The organism is Inquilinus limosus, from assembly GCF_051487185.1.
Lineage (GTDB): Bacteria > Pseudomonadota > Alphaproteobacteria > DSM-16000 > Inquilinaceae > Inquilinus > Inquilinus limosus_F.
On record NZ_JAHVDK010000012.1, the window covers coordinates 77,359 to 99,242 of the forward strand.

Below are 21,884 nucleotides of genomic sequence, written 5' to 3' on the forward strand. Positions count from 1 at the left end.
TTGTCCGGGCCGGCGGCAGCAGCCCCGAGCCGCGGCCGGGCGGGACGGATCCGCCAAGCAGAACTGCGATCGAGAGCGCCCATGTCAGTGACACCAACCATGTCGGCTCCCAGGGCCCGGACGTCGCCGGCATTTCTGGAGATTTCCGCCGACAACTGGCGCTTGGCCATCGTCGCGGGCATCGTCGTCTCTGCGGCCGCCGCCGCGGCGCTGCCTGCGGCAATCGCCTTCTGGATTGTCGGCGCCGCGGCGGCGCTGGTCGCCGCGGCGTTCGCGGTCAACGCCTATCGCCGCCGCTACTATGGCGGGCTGCTCGTGGCGCCGGCCATCGCCGTGCTGTTCACGATGAACATCTTTCCGCTGCTGTGGTCGCTGGGGCTTTCGTTCTTCGCCTATCAGTCGAACCAGCAGTCGATCCGGTTCGTCGGGCTCGGCAACTACATCAAGGTGCTCACCAACGACATCGCCGCGGCGGCCAACTGGCACGCCCTGATCAACACGGCCATGTTCGTCGTGCTCACGGTGACGGCCCAGATGATCGTCGGCTTCCTGCTGGCGATGCTCTTCGCCAAGCGGTTTCCGCTGCGCAAGTATCTCCTGATCCTCGTATTGACGCCGATGATGCTGTCGGTCGTCGCCTCGGGCGTGTTCTTCACCTACTACTACGACCCGACCTTCGGCATCCTCAGCTATGTGCTGAACAGCATCGCCGACGGCCAGTTCATCCTGATGGACAGCAAGGCGGGCGCGGTGGCGGGCATCGTCTTTGCCGATGCCTGGATGTGGTCCCCCTTCGTCATGCTGCTGGTGCTGGCGGGGCTCGTGTCCGTGCCGAAATACCTCTATGAGGCGGCCGCGATCGATCGCGTCTCCGCCTGGCGGCGCTTCTGGACCATCACCTTCCCTTATATCCGCGGGTTGCTGATGCTGGCGCTGCTGTTCCGCACCATCGAGGCGTTCAAGCTGGCCGACCTCGTGATCCTCCTCACCAAGGGCGGCAACGACACGATGACGATCTCGTACCACCTGATCCGCATCGCCAACGAGCAGAACAAGACGAGCGAAGGGGCGGCGATCTCCTACATCATGCTGTTCATGGTGATCGTCCTCACCAACCTCTACCTCTATCTCGCCAATCGCAGGAACCGGGAGAGCTGACCATGGCGTCCGGCCCGTCCGTCTGGGAACGCATCGGTTTTCGCCGGAGCCACGGCGTCGCGGAGGCCGGCTGGGGACACACCCTGGTCGTGGCGGGCGTCAGCTTCGTCTACTTCCTGCCGGTGCTGTTCATCATCTTCACCGCCATCAAGCCGCAGGAGCTGGCGCTGTCGGTGCCGCCGACGCTGTCGCCGACCTCGCTGTTCGGCCTCATCCCCGACCGCTTCGTCTTCACCCCGACGCTGGAGAATTTCGGCTCGGTGTTCTCGCGGGTGATGACGGCCGGCGGGCAGCCGGAGGCGACCGGCTTCGACCGCTTCTTCTTCAACTCGATCGTGATCGCGTCCGTCTCGGTCCTGCTCGCCCTCGTCCTCGGCACGCTGGCGGCCTACGGCTTCTCGCGCTACCCGCTCAAGGGCAACGACACCTATCTCTTCATCATCCTGACCACCCGGATGCTGCCGGCCATCGTCGTCATCATCCCGGTGATCCTGATGTTCCGCGCCGCCGGCCTGTCCGGGTCCTATCCCGGCATCATCCTGCTCTACACCGCCTTCAACCTGGCCTTCACCATCTGGATGATGAAGAGCTTCTTCGACGAGCTCTCGACCGACGTCGAGGACGCCGCCCGCATCGACGGCTCGTCCGAGGTCAAGGTGTTCTGGAAGATCTGTCTGCCGCAGGTCGTCGCCGGCCTCGCCGCGACCTTCGTGTTCGGCCTGATCCTGACCTGGAACGAGTTCCTGTTCGCTCTCCTCCTGACCGGCCCCGACACGCGTACCGTGCCGGTGGCGATGAACCAGGCCGTCTCCTCCGGCGGCCGCGGCACCGATTGGACGCTGCTGGCCGCGATCGAGACGCTGTTCCTGATCCCGGTCTTCCTCGTCACCTTCTTCCTGCAGGAACACCTGCTGCGCGGCGTCACCTTCGGCACGGTCAGGAAATAGCCATGTCGACCATCGAAATCCGCAGGATCACCAAGGCTTTCGGCCCGTTCGTCGCGGTCCGGGACGCCGACCTGTCGGTGGCGGCGGGCGAAGTGGTCTGCCTGCTCGGCCCGTCGGGCTGCGGCAAGACGACGACCCTGCGCATGATCGCGGGGCTGGAGCGGGCGACGGCGGGCGACATCGTGATCGCGGGGCAGCGCATGAACGAGCTGCCGCCGCAGAAGCGCAACATCGCCATGGTCTTCCAGTTCTATGCGCTGTATCCGGCGCTGACGGTCGGCGAGAACATCGCGATGCCGCTGCACTGCGAGGGCATCGGCAAGGCGGAGATCGCCGCCCGCGTCGGCAAAGTGGCCGACATCCTGCATCTGCGCGATGTCCTGGACCGGATGCCGGGGCAGGTCTCCGAGGGCGAGAAGCAGCGCGTCGCCGTCGCGCGCGCCATCGTACGCGATCCCAACTGCTTCCTGTTCGACGAGCCGCTGTCGCGGCTGGACGTGGAGCTGCGCCACGCCATGCGCGGACAGATCAAGGCCGTGCTGTCCAACCTGTCCAAGGCCACGGTCATCGTCACCCACGACCAGCTCGAGGCCCTGACCATGGCGGATCGCATCGCGATCATGCGCGACGGCCTGATCGAACAGGTGGGAAGCCCGCACGAGGTCTTCGCCAAGCCGGCCAATGTCTTCGTCGCGAGCTTCATCGGCACGCCGCAGATGAATCTGATCGAGGCGGAGCTCAAGGGCTACGATGACGGCAAGGCGACGGTCACCTTCGACCAGCAGGACGTCGATCTCCCCGCCGACCCCGCCGTCGCGGCCTTGGGGCCGGGAAGGGTCACGGTCGGCGTGCGCCCGCGCGCCTTCACCGTCGTCCCCGAGGATACCGCCGGCACGATCGATGCCGTGACCGAGCTGATCGAGCCGATGGGTGCCGAGACGCTGATCCATGCGCGGACCAAGGCCGGCGGCGACATCCGGGTGGTGGTCCCACGCGACAGGAAGGTGAAGGTTGGAGAACCGCTCCATCTGATTCCGGATCCCATGCAGACCCACATCTTCGCCGCGGACGGCAAGGCGGTCCGCGCATGAGCAGACACGACCAGGGCAATGGTGGGCTGTCGCCCGCAGCCGCGCGCAGGCTGGAATATGCGATCATCGGGCTCGGCGTCGCGGCGCTCCTGCTGATCTTCCAGCCTTTCGAGATCGCGCTGTTCACGGCGGGGGGCGTCATCGTCGTCCTGGCGGCGCTGGCGAACAACCTGCTGCCGCTGGCGCAGCCCGGCGTCCCGAAGCGGTCCGTGGTGAAGGCGGCGATGATCGTCGCCATGATCTTCTGCCTCGTCCTGCTGGTCGCGATTCTCGCGGCGTATCTCTACGGCCTGTTCTTCCTCAAGCCGCCGGATCCCAACACCCTCTCCGGCAAGGCCCAGCTGAGCGCCAAGCCCTGGTACATGCACGGCTTCACCTGGACGGTCGCGATCATCGCCTGCGTCCTGGCCGGCGCGCTGATGCTGCAGGGCCGCTGGAGGACCAGAAGCGAGGAAGGATCCGGCGAGCACAATCCTTCAACATCTCCAGGGGAGTGAAAGATGAGCCATCGCGATCAAGCGGGCGCCTTCCACCGGATGCAGCAGCTGATGTCCACATCTCCGGTTCCCTCCATCTCCACGGAGCTGCTGGTTACGGCGGACGGCGAGCTGAACCGGGAGCTCAACAGCTTCCTGTTCGATCCGCCCTCCGATCCGAACCTGCTGAAGGGCAAGCGGATCGCCATCTGCTGCACCAACGGCGTGGAGGAGGTGGAGATCCTGGGCGCCCACCGCTGGCTGACCGAGCATGGGGCCACCGTCCACATCGTCTCGCCGCGCATCGGCGAATTCGATCCGACGTTGGGGCTGCGCTTCCCGCCGCAATGCGCCACTCATGTCCTCGCCATCCGCCTGATGGAGAATGCGGGCTGGCTGAAGATCGACCGCTACACCGACGAGGCAAAGGCGGCGGATTACGACGCCGTTCTCCTGCCCGGCGGCTGCTGGAACCCCGATGCGCTGCGGATGGACAAGCACGCCCTGGCCTTGGTCCGCGCCATGCACGAAGCCGGCAAGCCGACGACCGCGATCTGCCACGGTCAATGGGTGATGGTCAGCGCCAGGATCCTCAAGGGCAAGCGCGCCACCGCGGTATGGAACATCCAGATCGATCTCGAGAATGCCGGCGCCGTCGTCCTCGACGAGCCCTGCGTGGTCGACGGCAACCTGATCACCGCGCGTTTCCCCTACGACCTGCCGCGGCTGGTCCAGGCGATGGTGCAGCAGCTGCTGGCCGCAACGGGACAGGCGTCGGCGGCGCAGTGAGCGTCGCGGCTGATCTCGCCTGATGCGTCCGGGCCGGCGATCCGCGCCGGCCAAGGGAGGAATGCGGCATGAAGTATGGGTTCAACCTGCTGCTCTGGACGGGACACGTCACCGACGAACACGCGCCCCTGCTGAAGGCGCTCAAGGAGACGGGGTATGACAGCGTGGAGGTCCCCGTCTTCGAAGGCACGCCCGACGACTACGCCAGGCGCGGAGAGCAGCTTGCGGCGCTGGGCTTCGACGTCACGGCCGTGAGCGTGCTGGGGGCAGGGCACAATTGCCTCTCGGACGACCGAGCCGAGCGGGAGGCCGCGGTGGACCGGGCGAAGTGGGTCGTCGACTGCACCAGGGCGCTCGGAGGGCCGATCGTCGCCGGCCCGATGCACTCGCAGCTCGGCCACTTCACGGGCCACGGCCCCACGGCCGAGGAGCGCCGGCGCGGCATCGAATTCCACCGCCGCGCCGGCGACCACGCCCATCGGCACGGCGTTCGCTTCGCCCTCGAGGCGCTCAACCGCTTCGAATGCTACTTTCTCAACACGATGGAGCAGCTGGCCGACTATCTGGACGAGGTCGACCATCCCGCCGTGAAGGGGATGTACGACACCTTCCACGCAAATATCGAGGAAAAGGACCCGGTCGCCGCCATCGGCACGATCCGCCGCCACATGATCCATGTCCATATCTCGGAGAACGACCGCGGCACGCCGGGCAAAGGTCATGTGCCGTGGGCGGCCACTTATCGGGCGCTGCGGGCCTCGGCATATGACGGCAGGCTGACGATCGAGGCCTTCGGCCGCGCCGTTCCGGCGCTGGCCGCCGCCACCTGCGTGTGGCGCGACTTCTTCCCCAACGAGGAAGAGGTCTACCAATTCGGCTTCGAGCACATGAAGCAAGGCTGGGCCGATGCGGGGGCTGACCGGTCCGATCGGCAGGCCTGACGCGGCATCGACTGCCCGATCGGAGCGGAGACCAAGCCCCCGCTCCGACACAGGCAGATCGTCTTCCGCCGATGCTAGAGCTCAGCTCCAGCCGCAAGCGGGTAACGATCAAGGAGGCCGATTGCGGCTTCGCCACTCAGAAGTCGAACTTGTCGATGTTCTCTTTGGTAAACACAAAGGGCGGCCCAAGCAGGATCTCGCTGCCGTTGACGACCTGGAGGTCGCCGAGCTTGCCGGCCTTCACCGAGGTCGCGCCGGGCTTGAGCGTGCCGTCGGCTACGGCCCGCAGGACGTACATGGCGGCATAGCCCAGGTCGATCGGGTTCCACAGCACCACCGACTTGACGCAGTCCTTTGCCACATAGGGCTTCATGGCATTGGGCGTGGCCAGGCCGACCACGGCGATCTGGCCGCATTTGCCGGCCTGGGTAACCGCCTCGGCGGAGGCCGGCGTCGCCACGCTGGTCATGCCGAAGATGCCCTTGAGCTCGTCCCCGTGTTTGTTGATCAGCGTCGTCGCCTGGTTGAAGGACAGGATATTGTCCTCCTGCGCCTCGACCGTCTCCAGCCACTTCATCTTCGGATGACACTTCTCGGCATAGGCCGCCATCTCGGCAATCCAGCGCGCCTGGTTCGGCGTGGTGAAGGTCGAGGTGACGATGGCGAAGGCGCCGTCCTCGCCGATCTCCTTCGCCATGTTGTCGATCAGCGACTTGGCGATGCCGTTGAATTCCGCCTGGTTGACGAACCACTGCCGGGCGTCCGGCGTCGAGTTGGCGTCGTAGCCGACGACGTTGATGCCCTTCGACAGGGCCTTCTTCAGCACCGGCGCGATGGCGACGGGGTCGTTGGCAGCGAACAGGATGCCGTCGACGCCGCTGGTGATGTAGTTGTCGATGAAGGTGATCTGCTCGTCGATATTGGCCTTGGTCGGCCCGTCCGTCTTGGCGCTGACGTTACCGAGCTCCTTCGCCGCGTCGGCGATACCCTTCGAGGTTGCGTTGAAGTAGCCGATGCCGATCAGCTTCGGCACGTCGACCACGGTAATCTTCTTGCCCGCACGATCCGGCGCGTTGGCTGGGGCGCCGCCGTCATAGGGCTTCGCCACCGGTGTCGCGGCCGTCGCGTCGCAGGCGAGCGGGCTGGTCGGCAGGTCGTCCCCACCCGTCCAGGCCGATTCCGCCCTCGCCGCACCGGCGGCGAGCAGCACGCCGAGTGCCAGGGCGCAAGTGGTCCGCCTCATGTCCATCTCCTCCACTGTTTGCGGGCCGGAATCCGGCGAGGCCCGCGCTTTTTGGTCAGCCGTCGCCGTCGCGGCGGAACAGGTTGCCGACGAGAATGGCGATGATCAGCACCACGCCGATGACGACAATGGTGCCGTCGCCCTTCACCCCGGCCAGGGAGAGACCATTCTTGACGGCCTGCATCAGGACGAGACCGAGCACGGTGCCGATGATCGTGCCCCGCCCACCGAAGATGCTGGTGCCGCCGAGGACGACGGCGGTGATGACGTCGAGCTCCAGCCCCGTGCCCATGTCAGAGCGCGTGGTCGATACGCGCGATACGAAGACGACGGCGGCCAGCCCGGCCATCAGTCCCGAGCCGGTGTAGATCAGGAGCTTGGTTCGATTGACATTGATCCCCGAGAAGCGGGCCGCCGTCTCGTTGGCCCCGATCGAATAGGTCGAGCGGCCGAAGGTGGTGAGGCCGAGGACCAGGCCAGCGGCTAGTGTGACGGCAAGCAGGATCCAGAGCTGTGAAGGCACGCCGAGCGCCTCGCCCTGGCCGAGGCCGAAGAACCAGTCCGGATAGCCGCGCACGGAGCGCGCCTGGCTGATGCCCTCGGCGAGGCCGCGATAGAGGGCGAGGGTGGCGAGGGTGGCGATCAGCGGCGGCACCCGGAAGCGGGTGATGATCAGGCCATTGAACAGGCCCGCCACGGCGCCGATGGCGAGTGCCGCGGCCATCGCGGCGGGCAGGGGCAGACCGAGATTCTTCCAGAAGACGCCGAGGAGGATGGCGCAGAGCCCGAGGATCGAGCCGACCGACAGGTCGATCCCCCCGGTCACGATGACGAAGGTCATGGCCAGCGCCACCAGCCCGACCTCCGCAATCAGCCGCCCCTGGTTCAGCAGGTTGTCCGTCGTGAAGAAGCGGTCCGACTGGGTGGCGAGCACGGCAAGCGCCAGCGCGACGAGGATGGCGAGGATCGTCTCGTGGCGGAGGAGGAAGCGCAGCGACACCGGCGCCTCCTCAGACCGCGACACGCCGGCGCCGCACCATGTCGGCGAGCACCGTGGCCAGGATGAGGAGGCCGAGCACCGCGCGCAGCCAGTAGGCCGACACGTTGAGGAAGATCAGCGCCGACCCGATGGTGGCGAAGAGGACGGCGGCCAGGGTCGAGCCGATCACCGTACCCGTGCCGCCCAGGATCGAGACCCCGCCGATCACCGAGGCGGTGATGACCGTGAGTTCGAGATTGGGCGGCACAGTCGACTGGATGACCTGGAGCTGGGTCGCGAACAGCACGGCGGTGATGCCGGCGAAGACGCCGTGGATGGCGAAGACGGCGACGGTCGTGGCCTCGACCTGGATGCCGGTCGCCCGCGCCGCCTCGGCATTGCCGCCGATGGCGTAGATCGACCGGCCGAAGGCCGAGTAGCGCATCCAAAAGGCAGTGAGGAGCGTGAGCACGACCATGAAGTAGATCGGCAGCGGCAGGCCGAAGAGGCGCTTCTGAGCGATCAGATAGTCGGCCGGCAGGTTGGTGATCCAGGCGCCGTCGGTGACGCTGATCAGGCCGCCCTTCAGGATCGACAGCATGCCGAGCGTCACCACGATCGATGGGATGCGCATATAGGTGACGAGGCCGCCGACGACGGCATTGACGGCCATGCCGGCGAGGATCGGCGCCGTCCAGGCGACCCAGACGGGATAGCCGCCGACCGCGAGCGTGCCGGAGAGCGTGGCGAGCACGCCGATAAGCGAGCCGATCGAGACGTCGATATGGCCCGAGATGATGACCAGGGACATGCCGAGCGCGGCCACCGCGATATAGGCGTTGCTCGAGAAGATGCTGGTGAGGTTGGTGTCGCTCAGGAACCGCGGGTTGATCGTGCCGACCACGACGAAGAGCACGATGAGCGCGCCGAGAATAACGAGCTCCTGGCCATAGGCGCCGAGGAACCGGCCGAGCCGCGTGCTGCGGCGGGGCGAGGGGCGGGCCTGGGCCGTGATCGTCGTCGTCATCAGGCCGCCTCCGCCGTGCCGCCGGCCCGCGTCATCGCCGCCCCGACCGCGTCGGGCGTGGCCTCCGCCCGGTCGAAGCCGGCGACGATGCAGCCCCCGCTCATGACGAGGACACGGTCGCTCATGCCCAGCACCTCAGGGAGCTCGCTCGAGATCAAGAGGATGGCGAGGCCCTGGGTCGCCAGCCGGCTGATCAGGGCATGCACCTCGGCCTTGGCGCCGACATCGATGCCGCGCGTCGGCTCATCGAGGATCAGGATGCGCGGCTCGGTGGCGAGCCATTTCGCCAGCACCACCTTCTGCTGGTTGCCGCCGGACAGCTGACGCACCGCCTGCTCGGGGCCGCGTGTGCGGATGCCGAAGCGCTTGATGGCGTCGCGGGCGAGGGTCGCCTCGCGCCGGTAATCGACGACAAAAGCCTTGGCGATGCGGCCGAGGACGGCGAGCGACACGTTCTCGCGCACCGTCTGCGGCCGGATCAGGCCCTGCAGTCCGCGATCCTCCGGCACGTAAGCGATGCCGAGGTCCCGCGCCTTGCCCGGCCGGTCGATCACGACCGGCTTGCCGTCCACCAGGATCTCACCCGCTGTCGCTGGGGTGATGCCGAAGACGGTCAGCGCCAATTCGGTGCGGCCCGAGCCGACGAGGCCGGCGATGCCGAGGATCTCGCCGGCGCGCAGCGACAGGGAGATGTCCTTGACGGTCGTGTGGTGAGAGACGTTGCGCAGCTCGAGCATGGTCGGGCCGATCTTCGCCTCCTCCTTCGGGAAGAGCTGCTCGATCGAGCGGCCGACCATCATGTTGACGAGCGTCCTCTCATCGACCTCGCCGATCGGCCGTGTGCCGATCAGCGCCCCGTCGCGCAGCACCGTGACGCGGTCGGCCAGAGCGAAGATCTCGGCCATGCGGTGGCTGACATAGACGATCGCCACGCCGCGCCCGCGCAACCAGCGCACCACGTCCATCAACCGCTTGACATCGGCGTCCGCCAGCGCCGCCGTCGGCTCGTCCATGATCACCAGGCGGGCATTCCAGGACAGCGCCTTGGCGATCTCGACCCGCTGGCGGTTGGCGACCGAGAGGCTGCCGACCTTGGCGTCGACGTCGAGGTCGTGGCTGTCGAGGGAATCGAGGAGATCGCGCGCCTTGAGCCGCATTGCCTCCCAGTCGAGCCCACCCCAGGGGCGGCGCGGCGCATGGCCGAGGAAGATGTTTTCGGCAACCGTGAGCTCGGGAAAGAGCAGCAGTTCCTGATAGACCGTGGCGATGCCGGCCCGCTGCGCCTCGCGCGGCGAGGAGAAACGCGCTGGCGTGCCGTCGACGCGCAGCTCCCCGGTGTCCGGCCGGTGTACGCCGGCGATGATCTTGATCAAGGTCGACTTGCCGGCGCCGTTCTCACCGAGAAGGGCATGTATCTCCCCTGGGTGCACGTCGAAGCTGATGTCCCTGAGCACGGTCAGCCCGGCGAAGGATTTGGAGATGCCCGCGAGTTCAACAACCGGGGCCACGGCGCGTTCATCCATGGTCATGGGGCTTGACAGGTCCAGCGAGGCGAAGCCAAGCCGGAGTTACCTGCACAGTCGATGGCGAGGCGCCTGTTATCCTCGTCGCCATGTATGGCGTTTCCCGTCCCTGCCGACCCGGTCCTGAAGACCACTTGTGTTTGAGGTCGACGCGCCCAGCGCGTCGCTCCTCTTATGTCTGATGATCAGATCACGAATGCGGCTTTATTGTCACCACCCGAGGAGGCTGGAGTTGGCAAGAACGGTGGTCTCCATCGGATTCGGCGCCGGCGCCTAGTGCTGCCCGAAGCTTCGACGGCGCCACGGAGGAGACGGGCTGCACGCGGCATGCCGCGGCGACGCCGGGTCGTCGAGCACCTTCGGACGGATGACATGATGAAGACGGCTGGTCCGCGACGGCGAAGCTCGCGGCGACGTCTCCGGGGCGATGATCCACGTCGCCATGGCAAGCCTCCTTCCCCGTCGTATCTCTCTCTAGACTCCATTTCCAAACGGACTCTTCTTAGGAGGCCTCGCCATGAAAGCGGCGCTGCTGTTCACCGGAAGCGGTCCCCTGGTGATCATGACCTCGCATCCCTCGCTGACCGATCCGGCGTTTACCGAGAAGCTTCGGGCCAAGGGCATCGCGAAATTCATCGCCTATGAGGTCCCTCTGACAATGGCGCAGGAACGCTACGGAGGTCATTTCCAAGTGGTCATGCGCGACCTGCACGAATCGGACGACCTTCGCGTCCTCGATTTCAACGGCGAGCGGGCCTTCCGTCTCTTCCGCCTCGACGAGCTTGGCCCGCCTATCATGTACGAAGGCGCGCGTGAGGCCGCGGGCCGGCCCAAGGACCACCCCTCGGCAGCGACCCGTGACGAAGGGAAACCGGAATGACCACAGCACTCTCCGAGAAGACCTGTACGCCGTGCCGCGGCGGTGTTCCGCCACTCACGCCTGAAGAGGCAAGGCGATACCTGGAGCAAGCGCCCGATTGGGCTCTCGTCGACGACGGCCGCAGAATCGAGCACACGTATCGGTTCAAGACGTTCCGCGACGCCTTCGAATTCGTCGAGCGCGCGGCCGCACTCGCTGAAGCCGAGGGGCATCATCCGGACATTGCCTTCGGCTGGGGTTACGCGACGGTCTCGCTGCTGACCAAGAAGATCAAAGGCCTGCATGAAAATGACTTCATCATGGCCGTCAAGCTCGACCGGATCGCCGCAGGTGCATCAACCGCCGGACAGTCGTCAGCCGGCTGAATCGTTATCCGTCGGCATGGTGCTCTCGATCAGGCCCTGGGGCAGCGGGCGCCGGGATCAATTGTCGTCAACGAGCAAGGGACATATCTTATTAAAGAACAGCAGCCACGCCCCGTGAGGTGGCGGCCTGCCAGGACGACCCTCACAGGTGCGCAGTTTGCGGTCGGCGCATCGGAGGGAACACCATGTCCATCGCCCCGACACTCGAAAAATATCTGGCCGACGAGAGCATCGAGTACGATGTGATCACACATGAATCGACGCGATCGTCGTCAGGCACGGCCGAGGCGTGCCACATCCCGGGCGACCGTCTGGCCAAAGGCGTCGTGCTTCGCTGCGGGAGCGGATATGTCCTCGCCGTCCTGCCCGCGTCTCACCACCTCCGCTTGTCGGATCTGAAGACGCAGCTCGGTCGCGACGTCGATCTCGCCTCCGAAACGGAGATCGATGAGATCTTCCGGGACTGTGCCCATGGCGCTGTTCCCCCGGTTGGCAGGTGCTACGGGCTGAACACGATCGTCGACGACAGCATCCAGGAACAGCCAGAGGTCTACCTGGAGGGCGGCGATCACGCGACGCTGCTCCACATGAGCCAGACGCAGTTTGCGCGGCTCACGGCACAGACGCAGCACGGGCGCTTTACGACCCACAGCTGAAGACCCGTCCGTCCGAAACCCGGCCGGAAGCCTGGGTCGGGATTGGCGATCCGTTGTGCCGCCGCGCGCTGCTCACCCGATGGCCGGTGATCCCGGCCATTCCGGTTCGCTGCCATCTCCTCAAGGCAGCGAGTCAGCGCTTCGACCGCGAGCCTCGTGAGCGCTCAACCGTCCACCGACAGGAGGCGAGAGCATGGCTGAAACAACGGCCGATCCGGAACTCCCGGTGATTGCGCGGTTCGAGGTGCGCCGCCGCAGCTATCTCGCGCCGGACGGCAGCGTCCGCAAAAGTCTGCCGAGCTTCGCGTCCGAAACGGGTCTGCTGGTCTCTCTGCTTCGGGCCATGGTGCTGACCCGCGCCTTTGACGTGAAGGCGGTTGCGCTTCAGCGCACGGGGCGCCTCGGGACCTACCCTGTCTCCCTCGGCCAGGAGGCGGTGTCGGTCGGCATCGCCAGCGCCATGCGGGCGGAAGACCTGCTCGTCCCCTCCTATCGCGACACCGGAGCGCTCCTCTGGCGCGGCGTCACGATGGAGGAGATCCTGCTCTATTGGGGCGGTGACGAACGCGGCAGCTGCTTTGCCGGGCCGACCCATGATTTCCCGTTCTGCGTCCCCGTCGGATCGCAGGCGCCGCATGCCGCGGGCGCCGCCTACGCCTTCAGGCTCAGACGGGAGCCGAGGGTTGTGGTCTGTGTGCTTGGCGACGGGGCGACCTCGAAGGGCGATCTGTGGGAAGCGATGAACTTCGCCGGTGTCTGGAAGCTGCCGGTGGTGTTCGTCGTCAACAACAACCAGTGGGCCATCTCCGTGCCGCTCAAGCTCCAGACCGCATCGCAGACATTGGCCCAGAAGGCGATTGCCGCCGGCTTCCTCGGCGAGCAGGTGGACGGCAATGACGTGATCGCCGTCCGGGCCGCGGCGGAGGAGGCGATCGAGACCGCCCGGACCGGCGGCGGGCCGCGCCTGATCGAGGCTGTCACCTACCGGCTCGGCGACCATACGACGGCGGATGATGCCGCACGCTATCGCCCGCCGGATGAGGTCCAGGCGCGCTGGAAGGAGGAGCCGATCGCACGGCTCAGGGCCTGCCTCGTGGGCCGGCAGGCCTGGGACAAGGCGGCGGAGGAGCAACTCTCGGCCGAGTGTCAGAGACGCATCGAGGCGGCGATCGAGCGCTATCTGGCGATCGGTCCGCGCCCGCCCGAGACCATGTTCGATCATCTCTATGCCGAGCTTCCGCGCAGCTATGTCGCCCAGCGTGATGAGCTGAAGGGAGCATCCGATGTCTGAGGTGACGCTCGTCGAAGCCGTCAACCTGGCGCTCGCCCGGGCCTTGGAGGACGATCCCAATGTGCTCGTGCTCGGCGAGGACGTCGGGGTCAACGGCGGCGTCTTTCGCGCCACCGCCGGTCTGCAGCGGCGTTTCGGGGCCGAGCGTGTGATCGACACGCCGCTGTCCGAGCTCCTGATCAGCGGTCTGTGCATCGGCATGGCAGCGCAAGGCCTGCGGCCTGTGGGCGAGATCCAGTTCATGGGCTTTCTCTATCCCTGCATGGATCAGCTGGCGAACCATGCCTCCAGGCTCCGCAACCGCACCCAGGGCCGGCTCAGCTGTCCGATGGTCCTGCGCACCACCTGGGGCGCCGGAATTCGCGCGCCGGAGCATCACTCCGAGAGCATGGAGGCCATGCTGGCCCATATTCCAGGGCTCCGCGTCGTGGTGCCGTCCTCGCCCGAACGCGCCTACGGGCTCCTCCTCGCGGCAATCCGCGATCCGGACCCCGTGGTGTTCCTGGAGCCGACGCGGCTCTATCGGACGGTGAAGGCCCAGGTCGAGGACAATGGCGAGGCATTGCCGCTGGATGTCGCCTTCGTGCTGCGAGAGGGGCGGGATGTGACGCTTGTCAGCTGGGGAGCGATGCTGAAGGAGACGCTGGCGGCCGCCGACGCGCTCGCAGCCGACGGCATTGGCGCGGAGGTGATCGACCTCGCCACCCTCAAGCCTTACGACGAACAGACCCTGCTCACCTCGGTGGCAAAGACAGGACGCTGCGTCATCGTGCATGAAGCGGCGCGCACCGGCGGGTTCGGCGCCGAGATCGCCGCCCTGATCGCCGAGCGCGGGCTGACGTCGCTGTTCGCCCCGATCGCCCGGGTCACCGGCTATGACACGGTCATACCGCTGCACCGGCTCGAGCAGCAGTACATGCCGTCGGTCGATCGCATCGTGGCCGCGGCACGCCGGATCTGCCAGTTCGGTTGACGCTCACCGGAGGCTCCCATGCGCGAGTTTCTCCTGCCCGATCTCGGTGAAGGCCTCGAGGAGGCGGAGATCGTCGATTGGCACGTGACGGAAGGCGACCATGTGGTCGTCGATCAGCCGCTCGTGTCGGTCGAAACGGACAAGGCCGTCGTGGAGGTGCCGTCGCCCTGGAGTGGCCGCGTCGTCCGCCTGTTCGGCGCCAAGGGAGATCTGGTGAAGGTCGGCGCCCCGCTCGTCGCATTTGCGGACACGGTCGAAGAGGATACCGGCACGGTGGTTGGCGAACTTGAGCAAGCAGGGCAGGAGCCCCCCAAGGTCACGGCGCCGACTGAACCGATGGGTGTCAGAGGGGGCCACGCCCTTCCGGCGGTGCGGGCGCTTGCGCGCAAGCTCGACGTCGACCTCAATCTCGTGCAGGGCACCGGGCCCGACGGCACGATCACGCGTGCGGATGTCGAGCGGGCAGCCAGGAGCTTGGCCGAGGCGGGCCCCCCCGAGGTGCTGAGGGGCATGCGTCGCGCCATGGCGCAGAGGATGGCGGCCGCGCACGCCGAAGTGGTGCCCGCCGGGGTGACCGACGAGGCCGACATCGACGACTGGGCGCCAGGCGAGGACATCACGATCCGGCTGTTGCGTGCGATTGCAGCCGCCTGCAAAGCCGAGCCGTCGCTCAATGCCTGGTACGATGCGGCGGCCGGCGAGCGGCGGCTGCTGTCGCGCATCGATATCGGCATCGCGGTGGACACCGGGGATGGTCTCATCGTTCCGGTGTTGCGCGATGTCAGCGGGCGCACCGCGGGCGACTTGCGCGCCGGCCTCGATCGGCTGCGGGCCGACGCCGCCGCGCGCTCGATCCCGCTGGAGGAACTGCGAGGGGCGACCATCACCTTGTCAAATTTCGGCATGATCGGCGGACGCTTCGCGAGCCTGGTCGTGGTGCCGCCCCAGGTGGCGATCATCGGGGCCGGCCGCGTCGATCGGCGCGTGATGGTGCATGGGGGCCAGCCGGCAGTCCGGCGGGTGTTGCCATTGTCTCTGACCTTCGATCACCGTGTCGTGACAGGCGGCGAGGCGGCACGCTTCCTTGTCGCACTGAAGTCGGATCTCGAGCTGGCATCATAACGGCAGCGTCGTCCCGGCCGCGGGAGTTTCGCGGAGCTTCTGCCGCAATAGGGAGGGGCAAGGGTGGAGACCGGTCAGGATTCGGGTCGAAAGACCAGAATTGAGGCTTTCCCTCCGAACCACCCGGCCCGCGCCGCCACGAACAGCCGGTCAAGCTCCGGCACGAACAACGATGTTCGTGCGCCGGACGAGGTCTCGATCCGGTCAACTGAGCCGATCCCTCTCGAATCCCTCTGGATGACATCGACGGCGCCGTCCCCGCAGCTGACATAGATCCGCTGCCGCTTCGCGTCGAAGAAGACGTCGTCAGCATCACCGCATGTCTCGAGGCTCTGGATCACCGCGCCCGCCTTCGGGTTGAGGAGGACGAGCCGCGGTGGGTCGCGATAGACCACGGCCAAGGCGGCGGCCCGTTCGTCCAATGCCATCGGGAAGTTCGATCGCAGGCCGGGCACGGTCCAGCTCGCCACCTGCCGGCGCGAGGCCAGATCGATCACGGCGATCTGGCGCGCATCGGGCAGGTTCACGAACACCCGGCCCGCCTGCGGATCGAACTGAAAGGACTCCGGATGGGCAGCGAGCTCGACCTCCCCGATTCTGGACCGGCTCAGCGGATCGATGATCGCCAGCGCGCCAGCGCCATAGCCGACAAGGATCTGGCCGGTGCTGGGATCCACCCGAACGTTGTCGGCATCGTCTCCAAGGGCGATGCTCCCGGCCGGGGCCAGATCCTCACCCTGGAACACCCGGACCGAGCCGTCGCCGCCATTCGCGACCACGACCAGATCGGGGCCGGGGAGATAGGCGACGCCCTGAGGCTCGCTGAGTCCGGTGAGCCGATGCACGACCTTGCCGGTGTCGAGGTCGACGGCATCGACGGTGTCGTTGCCGAGCTCGGCCACGAACAGCCGCTTGCGGCCGAGATCGACGGCCAGATGATCGATACGTCCCTCGACACCGTCGAGGGGGATCGTGCGTTCCAGGACGAGCGGTCGATCGGCGGCGAAGCCACCGATCGACAGCATCCCGAGAACGAGCGACAGGGCGGTCGCCCTGCCGAGGCGGGCGGGCATGGGTGTTGTCCTTCAGCTCTTGGCGAGGTTCATCTGGTCGAGCGCGGCCCTCAGCCCTCGGGCCAGCTTCCCTGCGTCGTCATTGGCCCAGAAGTGCATGAAGAACAGCCGCGGCTGGTCGTCCAGCATGTGATTGTGCAGCGCCGTCACCTCGATGCCGCTCTCCCGCAGCGTCCGCAGCACCGGGTTGACCTCCGATCCGATCAGGACAAAATCGCCGGTGATCGCGGCCTTGCCGTTGCCGGTCGGCTGGAAGTTGATGGCGATGCCGGTGCCCATCGACACCGGGACCGCCATGCCGCCGTCCATGATCGTCTCGGCGCGAGGGATGGTGAACTGGTAAACGCCGCCATTGGCCTTGCCCTTGCTGCGGAGAATGCCGTCGAGCGCGGCGGTGTCGAGATCGACCGGCTGCTGCGCGCTGCTGCCGGGCGGCGGGGCCAGCGGCGTCTTGCTGAGCGCAAGGGCCGCGTGCAGGGCCACGGCGAGCTTGACCGGGTCGCCGTGGCCGTCGACATGCAGGTACAGCGTCGCCGGCTCGGCGCGCAGCAGATGGTTGTGCAGTGCGGTCACCTCGATCCCGCCCTCGGCCAGGCTCTTCGTCACCGGCCCGACCTCGTCCTGGGTCAGCACGAGATCGCCCATGACCATCGCCTCGTCGCCCATCGGCTGAAAGGCGAGCCAGGAGCCCAGCGCCAGGGCCGGCTTGATCGCGACCCCGTCGAGGGTGACGTGCAGATCGGTCCGCGGCAGGCCGTAGCGGTGCACCCCGTCCGGCTGCGCGGCGCCCGGACGCCCGATCGCCTGGTCGACCTTCGTCCAGTCGATCTCGGCATGAGCCGGCGCGACGACGCCGGCGGCGAGCGCCGCTCCGGCGATCAGCGGAATGATACGCATGGCTCAGTTCCCTTTTCTGCGGCCCCCCTCCCGTCGGGTCGTGGTCTCAGGTCTTCGGTTTCCAGTTGTGCGTCTCGGCCTGGAGGTCGCGGCACCAGGTGTAGAGCGCGTCGTACATGACCATTCCGTGCTTCAGCATTTCCTGGTCATCGGGGAAATTGGCGGACAGGCCGAGCGAGATCGCGAACAGCCCGGCCGATTGCGGCGTCAGGTCGTGCCGCGAGGTGTCGGCGCCGCGGACAATCACGGCGAGGCGCCGCAGCGCCGGGTCGTCGAGACGGTACTTCTCCAGGAAGGCGTCGAAGCTGCACGTCTCGCCGACATGGCTGAGCTCGACATCGGGCACGTCATAGGGGATGGCGCCGGTCTCCCGGGCCGTGTCCAGCACCTTGTCGGGCGGGACGTAGAGGAATTCCGGCTCCTTGTCGATGAACCGGGCGACCAGCCAGGGGCAGGCGATCCGGTCGATCTTCGGATGTTCGCGCGTGACCCACTTCATCGTCATCTCCCTTCGCTCGCGGCCAGCGGGACTGTCGGCCCGCCGATCGCGTGCCAGGCGGCGACGCCGCCGGCGAGGTTGCGGGCGTCGAAGCCGCGCCGGCGCAACTCGGCGACGGCGTCGCCGCTGACCTGGAAGCCATAGACGCAATAGGCGATCACCGGTTTGTCCCGCGGCAGCTCACCGGCCCATTCGGCGATCCGCTCCGGGGCGCGGATCTGTGCGCCCGGCAGCATGTCGCTGCGCTTGGCCAGATCCTCGGCGAGACAGATGTCGAGCAGGACCAGCTCCTCGCCCCGCTCGAGCCGCGCCCGCAGATCCTCCGGCGCGATTGACAGATCGGTTTCCGGCCCGGCAGCCGGCTCAGGCTGACGCTTCAGCGCGCGGCCGAAGCGCGCGGCGACCCGCTGCCAGTGGATATTCTTCATGAAGGCGTCGACATAGGCGCCAGCCTTGGCGCCGAAGTCGAGGTGATAGGCATGCTCGTACATGTCGAGCGCCAGGATGGGCACGCCGCCGGCGAGGCAGTTCGTATGATCGGCGGCCCATTGGATGACGAGGCGGCCATGCCGCTCCGACCAGGTCAGCAGGGTCCAGCCGGAACCGCCGGCCTGGGCCTTGGCGCAGGCGGCGAAGGCCGAGCGCCAGCCGGCGACGCTGCCGAAGTCGCGTTCCAGCGCCGCGGCGAGCTCGCCTTCGGCATCGCCCGAGCCGCCGAGGCCGTCGAAATAGACCTCGTGCAGGATCATTGAGTTGGCGGCGACCAGCTCCTCCCGCTTCAGCCCGTTGATCTCGAACACCGGCGCCGTCGTCCAGTCGAGGCCCTGGAGCCGGGCCTCGATCGCGTTCAGGCGGCGGACGGCGCCGCCGTAGTTGTTCTCGTAATGGCTGGCCAGCAGCCGTTCGGAGAGGCCCTCGAGGCGGGGCGGCTTGAACGGCAGAGGCACGATCCGGTGCGGCATGGCGATCTCCATGGCGGCAGTCGATCAGGAGCGTACGCTACGTCCAATTCGACTATGATACAACTGTTTCAATTATACTGATTCTTGATACAGCTTGCTTAAAACGACAATGTCCCGGCCGAGCGGCTGATGCTGTGGCGGACAGCGCGACGGCGCCGCCGGATCGCCAGCCGGGATGATCTGCTCGACATGACGGGCGCGGATGCGGCGCAGGCCGATGTCCCGCAGCTCGCAATCGGTCATCTCCGACAGGAGCTGCAGTCGACGGGCGTTGACTCGGTGGAGGCCGATGTCCAGCAGCTCGCCGTCGCTCATCTCCGCCAGGCGCTGCTCGTCGCGGCGGATGCGATTGTATTCGGCCATCGACCGCCACAGGCTGGCGAGCACGGCCAGTAAGCGTTCGGAGAGGCCGTCGAGGCCGGTCGGCTTGAAGGGCAGAGGAACGATACGGTGCTGCACGACGTCCTCCATGGCTGAACGATGATCAGGGGCCGCAGGCTACACTCAATTGAGAAATGATACAAGTGTTGCATTCCATTCTTCTGGTGATACAGTATGATGATGACGAACGACGCATCACCAGCCGAGCAGCGGTGGCTGCTGCTGATCCATCAGCTGCCGACCAAGCCGGCCTATTTCCGGGTGAAGATCTGGCGCCGGCTGCAGGGCATCGGCGCCGTGGCCGTGAAGAACACCGTCTACGCCCTGCCGGCGAACGCCGAGGCGCAGGAGGATTTCGAGTGGCTCCTGAAGGAGATCGTCGAGGGCGGCGGCGAGGCGATGGTGTGCGAGGCACGGCTGGTCGACGGCCTGTCCGACGGCCAGGTGCGGGCGCTGTTCGATGCCGCGCGGGACGAGGACTACGAGGCGCTGACCCAAGAGGCACGAGACCTTTCGGCCAAGCTTGACGCGACCACCGCTCAGGAGGATGGCACCGAGGCGCCGGCGCAGGTCAGGCGCCTGCGCAAGCGGCTCACGGAGATCGCGGCGATCGACTTCTTCGGAGCCACCGGTCGCCTCACTGCAGAAAGCCTGATCGCGGGCCTCGAGGCCCGGATTGCGGAGGACAACGAGATGACCGAGGAACAGCCGCAGGCGGCGACGAGCCTCGTCGGGCGGGTCTGGGTGACGCGCCAGGGCGTGCATGTCGACCGCATCGCCTGCGCTTGGCTGATCCGCCGCTTCATCGATCCCGACGCGGTGATCCGCTTCGTGCCGGGCAAGGGCTATGTCCCGAATCCGGGCGAGCTGCGCTTCGACATGTTCGAGGGCGAGATCACCCATGAGGGCGACCGCTGCAGCTTCGAGGTGCTGCTGGGCCGGGCCGGCCTGACCGATCCGGCGCTGCAGGCGATCGCGGAGATCGTCCACGACATCGACCTGAAGGACGACAAGTTCGCGCGCGAGGAAGCGACCGGCATCGCCCACCTGATCGCCGGCGTGGCCATGGCGAACAAGGGCGACGAGCAGCGGGTCGCCCAGGGCGTGCCAATCTTCGACAACCTCTACCAGTACTTCCGCACGAAGCGCGGGTGATCGGAAAGGACTAGGCGATGGCACAGAGCATCGAGGCTGCCGCGGTTCCCGCCCCGGACGCACCCGCGCACGGCATCCCGTTCCGCGCCGCCCTCGCCGTCTGGATCCGGGTCGCCGCCTTGAGCTTCGGCGGCCCGGCCGGCCAGATCGCGGTGATGCACCGCATCCTGGTCGAGGAGAAGCGCTGGATCGGCGAGACGCGGTTCCTGCACGCGCTCAACTACTGCATGCTCTTGCCGGGGCCCGAGGCACAGCAGCTCGCCGTCTATATCGGCTGGCTGCTGCACAAGACCCGCGGCGGCCTGGTCGCCGGCACCCTGTTCGTGCTGCCGGGCGTCGTCGCCATCATGGCGCTGAGCTGGATCTACGCAATCTTCGGCCAAATCGGCGCGGTGCAGGCGCTGTTCTTCGGTCTGAAGGCGGCTGTGCTCGCCATCGTGTTGGAGGCGGTGGTGCGCGTCGGCCGGCGGGCGCTGAAGAACAACATCATGGTGGCGCTGGCCGCCGCGGCCTTCATCGCGATCTTCGTCTTCCGCGTGCCGTTCCCGCTGATCATCCTGGCCGCCGCCGCGATCGGCTTCGCCGGCGGCCGGGCCGGCCTGGCGCCGTTCCTGGCCGGAAACGGGCATGGTAAAGTCGGCGGCCGGCAGGTCGCCGATGCCGACAGCGCGCTCGGCGAGGGCGTTCCGGCCCATGCCCGGCCGCCGCTCGGCTGGTCACTGAAGATCGGCGCAGCCTTCCTGGCCCTCTGGCTCCTGCCGGTCCTGGGGCTGGTGGCGCTGTTCGGAACCGGCAACGTCTTCGCCGACATCGCCGTGTTCTTCTCGAAGATGGCCGTCGTGACCTTCGGCGGCGCCTACGCCGTCCTGGCCTACGTCGCGCAGCAGGCGGTTGAGACCTACGGCTGGCTCCGTCCCGGCGAGATGCTGGACGGCCTCGGCATGGCCGAGACCACGCCCGGGCCGCTGATCATGGTGACGCAGTTCGTCGGCTTCATGGCAGCGTTCCGCGACCCGGGCACGCTCCCGCCGCTTCTCGCCGGCACGTTGGGCGGGCTGCTGACGACCTGGGTCACCTTCACCCCGTGCTTCCTGTGGATCTTCCTCGGCGCGCCCTTCATCGAAGGGCTGCGCAGCAACAGGGCCCTGTCGGCCGCGCTGGCGACGATCACCGCGGCCGTCGTCGGCGTCATCCTCAACCTCGCGGTCTGGTTCGCGCTCCACACGCTGTTCGCGGAGCTGCGCGAGATTCGCTGGGCGGGAGCGACGCTCGACGTGCCGGTGCTCAGCTCCGTGAATCTCGCGTCATTGCTGCTGACGCTTGCCGCCCTCCTGGCCGTGTTCCGCTTCAGGATCGGCATGCTGCCCGTGCTCGGAGCCTGCTCCCTGGCGGGGCTGCTCTACGGGTCCCTCTGATTTCGGATGGCGGCCAGGCGGAGCTATTGAGCAGAGGGCGC

Annotated in this window: 23 protein-coding genes; 14 read left to right on the top strand and 9 right to left on the bottom strand. The window is 67.1% G+C overall.

Annotated features, from left to right (window positions below; translation table 11 throughout):
- Nucleotides 1-99: 99 nt before the first annotated feature.
- The 6 genes from KXR53_RS15395 to KXR53_RS15420 all read left to right on the top strand — a co-directional run bounded on the left by KXR53_RS15395 (nucleotide 100) and on the right by KXR53_RS15420 (nucleotide 5,402).
- Nucleotides 100-1,158, top strand: a complete 1,059-nt coding sequence (locus KXR53_RS15395) for a carbohydrate ABC transporter permease (RefSeq protein ID WP_437376106.1) — start codon at nucleotides 100-102, stop codon at nucleotides 1,156-1,158.
- A gap of 2 nt (nucleotides 1,159-1,160) precedes the next feature.
- Nucleotides 1,161-2,105 carry a carbohydrate ABC transporter permease gene (locus tag KXR53_RS15400; RefSeq protein ID WP_437376107.1) on the top strand — a complete coding sequence of 315 codons (945 nt, stop codon included), beginning with the start codon at nucleotides 1,161-1,163 and terminating at the stop codon, nucleotides 2,103-2,105.
- A 2-nt stretch (nucleotides 2,106-2,107) separates the two neighbouring features.
- Nucleotides 2,108-3,196, top strand: a complete 1,089-nt coding sequence (locus KXR53_RS15405) for an ABC transporter ATP-binding protein (RefSeq protein ID WP_437376108.1) — start codon at nucleotides 2,108-2,110, stop codon at nucleotides 3,194-3,196.
- Complete coding sequence (locus tag KXR53_RS15410; protein ID WP_437376109.1) at nucleotides 3,193-3,693, top strand: hypothetical protein; 501 nt, start codon at nucleotides 3,193-3,195, stop codon at nucleotides 3,691-3,693. Before KXR53_RS15405 ends, KXR53_RS15410 begins: the two co-directional genes overlap by 4 nt.
- Before the next feature lie 3 nt (nucleotides 3,694-3,696).
- The gene (locus tag KXR53_RS15415; RefSeq protein ID WP_437376110.1) at nucleotides 3,697-4,461 is read left to right on the top strand and encodes a type 1 glutamine amidotransferase domain-containing protein; all 765 of its coding nucleotides are present in this window, start codon (nucleotides 3,697-3,699) and stop codon (nucleotides 4,459-4,461) included.
- Between the two features lie 68 nt (nucleotides 4,462-4,529).
- Complete coding sequence (locus KXR53_RS15420) at nucleotides 4,530-5,402, top strand: sugar phosphate isomerase/epimerase family protein (protein ID WP_437376111.1); 873 nt, start codon at nucleotides 4,530-4,532, stop codon at nucleotides 5,400-5,402.
- A 136-nt stretch (nucleotides 5,403-5,538) separates the two neighbouring features.
- Here the strand turns inward: KXR53_RS15420 and KXR53_RS15425 are convergent, their stop codons facing one another.
- From KXR53_RS15425 to KXR53_RS15440, 4 genes are read right to left on the bottom strand one after another with little or no spacing between them, the layout of a single operon-like run.
- Nucleotides 5,539-6,645 (bottom strand): autoinducer 2 ABC transporter substrate-binding protein, encoded by a 1,107-nt coding sequence (locus tag KXR53_RS15425; protein ID WP_437376112.1) that lies wholly within the window; start codon nucleotides 6,643-6,645, stop codon nucleotides 5,539-5,541.
- Nucleotides 6,646-6,700: 55 nt separating this feature from the next.
- Nucleotides 6,701-7,645 (bottom strand): ABC transporter permease, encoded by a 945-nt coding sequence (locus tag KXR53_RS15430; RefSeq protein WP_437376113.1) that lies wholly within the window; start codon nucleotides 7,643-7,645, stop codon nucleotides 6,701-6,703.
- Nucleotides 7,646-7,655: 10 nt separating this feature from the next.
- Entirely contained in the window at nucleotides 7,656-8,651 is a 996-nt protein-coding gene (locus tag KXR53_RS15435; RefSeq protein ID WP_437376114.1) for an ABC transporter permease, read from the bottom strand.
- The gene (locus KXR53_RS15440) at nucleotides 8,651-10,180 is read right to left on the bottom strand and encodes a sugar ABC transporter ATP-binding protein (RefSeq protein WP_437376115.1); all 1,530 of its coding nucleotides are present in this window, start codon (nucleotides 10,178-10,180) and stop codon (nucleotides 8,651-8,653) included. The genes KXR53_RS15435 and KXR53_RS15440 overlap by 1 nt, the downstream gene beginning before the upstream one ends.
- A gap of 511 nt (nucleotides 10,181-10,691) precedes the next feature.
- Here KXR53_RS15440 and KXR53_RS15445 point away from each other — a divergent pair.
- From KXR53_RS15445 to KXR53_RS15470, 6 genes are all read left to right on the top strand, one after another.
- A complete protein-coding gene (locus tag KXR53_RS15445) occupies nucleotides 10,692-11,054 on the top strand; it encodes a hypothetical protein (RefSeq protein WP_437376116.1) in 363 nt (120 codons plus the stop codon).
- Nucleotides 11,051-11,419, top strand: a complete 369-nt coding sequence (locus KXR53_RS15450) for a 4a-hydroxytetrahydrobiopterin dehydratase (protein ID WP_437376117.1) — start codon at nucleotides 11,051-11,053, stop codon at nucleotides 11,417-11,419. The genes KXR53_RS15445 and KXR53_RS15450 overlap by 4 nt, the downstream gene beginning before the upstream one ends.
- A 185-nt stretch (nucleotides 11,420-11,604) precedes the next feature.
- Nucleotides 11,605-12,075: an aminoacyl-tRNA deacylase gene (locus tag KXR53_RS15455; protein WP_437376118.1), complete on the top strand. Its 471-nt coding sequence runs from the start codon at nucleotides 11,605-11,607 to the stop codon at nucleotides 12,073-12,075.
- A 193-nt stretch (nucleotides 12,076-12,268) separates the two neighbouring features.
- Nucleotides 12,269-13,366, top strand: coding sequence for a pyruvate dehydrogenase (acetyl-transferring) E1 component subunit alpha (pdhA, locus tag KXR53_RS15460; protein WP_437376119.1), 1,098 nt, complete (start codon nucleotides 12,269-12,271; stop codon nucleotides 13,364-13,366).
- Nucleotides 13,359-14,339 (top strand): alpha-ketoacid dehydrogenase subunit beta, encoded by a 981-nt coding sequence (locus KXR53_RS15465; protein WP_437376120.1) that lies wholly within the window; start codon nucleotides 13,359-13,361, stop codon nucleotides 14,337-14,339. The genes pdhA and KXR53_RS15465 overlap by 8 nt, the downstream gene beginning before the upstream one ends.
- 18 nt (nucleotides 14,340-14,357) lie before the next feature.
- Nucleotides 14,358-15,461: a dihydrolipoamide acetyltransferase family protein gene (locus KXR53_RS15470; RefSeq protein WP_437376121.1), complete on the top strand. Its 1,104-nt coding sequence runs from the start codon at nucleotides 14,358-14,360 to the stop codon at nucleotides 15,459-15,461.
- 74 nt (nucleotides 15,462-15,535) lie between these two features.
- Here KXR53_RS15470 and KXR53_RS15475 read toward each other — a convergent pair whose 3' ends face one another.
- The 5 genes from KXR53_RS15475 to KXR53_RS15495 all read right to left on the bottom strand — a co-directional run bounded on the left by KXR53_RS15475 (nucleotide 15,536) and on the right by KXR53_RS15495 (nucleotide 19,363).
- Nucleotides 15,536-16,534: a YncE family protein gene (locus KXR53_RS15475; RefSeq protein WP_437376122.1), complete on the bottom strand. Its 999-nt coding sequence runs from the start codon at nucleotides 16,532-16,534 to the stop codon at nucleotides 15,536-15,538.
- A gap of 12 nt (nucleotides 16,535-16,546) precedes the next feature.
- Complete coding sequence (locus KXR53_RS15480) at nucleotides 16,547-17,431, bottom strand: DUF1259 domain-containing protein (RefSeq protein WP_437376123.1); 885 nt, start codon at nucleotides 17,429-17,431, stop codon at nucleotides 16,547-16,549.
- A gap of 46 nt (nucleotides 17,432-17,477) precedes the next feature.
- Nucleotides 17,478-17,930 carry a chromate resistance protein ChrB domain-containing protein gene (locus tag KXR53_RS15485; protein ID WP_437376124.1) on the bottom strand — a complete coding sequence of 151 codons (453 nt, stop codon included), beginning with the start codon at nucleotides 17,928-17,930 and terminating at the stop codon, nucleotides 17,478-17,480.
- Nucleotides 17,931-17,932: 2 nt separating this feature from the next.
- Nucleotides 17,933-18,892, bottom strand: coding sequence for a Fe-Mn family superoxide dismutase (locus KXR53_RS15490; RefSeq protein ID WP_437376125.1), 960 nt, complete (start codon nucleotides 18,890-18,892; stop codon nucleotides 17,933-17,935).
- 72 nt (nucleotides 18,893-18,964) lie between these two features.
- Nucleotides 18,965-19,363: a DUF1127 domain-containing protein gene (locus tag KXR53_RS15495; protein WP_437376126.1), complete on the bottom strand. Its 399-nt coding sequence runs from the start codon at nucleotides 19,361-19,363 to the stop codon at nucleotides 18,965-18,967.
- An 87-nt stretch (nucleotides 19,364-19,450) separates the two neighbouring features.
- Between KXR53_RS15495 and KXR53_RS15500 the strand changes: the two genes are divergently transcribed.
- Both KXR53_RS15500 and chrA read left to right on the top strand, forming a co-directional pair.
- Nucleotides 19,451-20,428 carry a chromate resistance protein ChrB domain-containing protein gene (locus tag KXR53_RS15500; protein WP_437376127.1) on the top strand — a complete coding sequence of 326 codons (978 nt, stop codon included), beginning with the start codon at nucleotides 19,451-19,453 and terminating at the stop codon, nucleotides 20,426-20,428.
- Between the two features lie 17 nt (nucleotides 20,429-20,445).
- Nucleotides 20,446-21,843, top strand: coding sequence for a chromate efflux transporter (gene chrA / locus KXR53_RS15505; RefSeq protein ID WP_437376128.1), 1,398 nt, complete (start codon nucleotides 20,446-20,448; stop codon nucleotides 21,841-21,843).
- Nucleotides 21,844-21,884 lie beyond the last annotated feature (41 nt).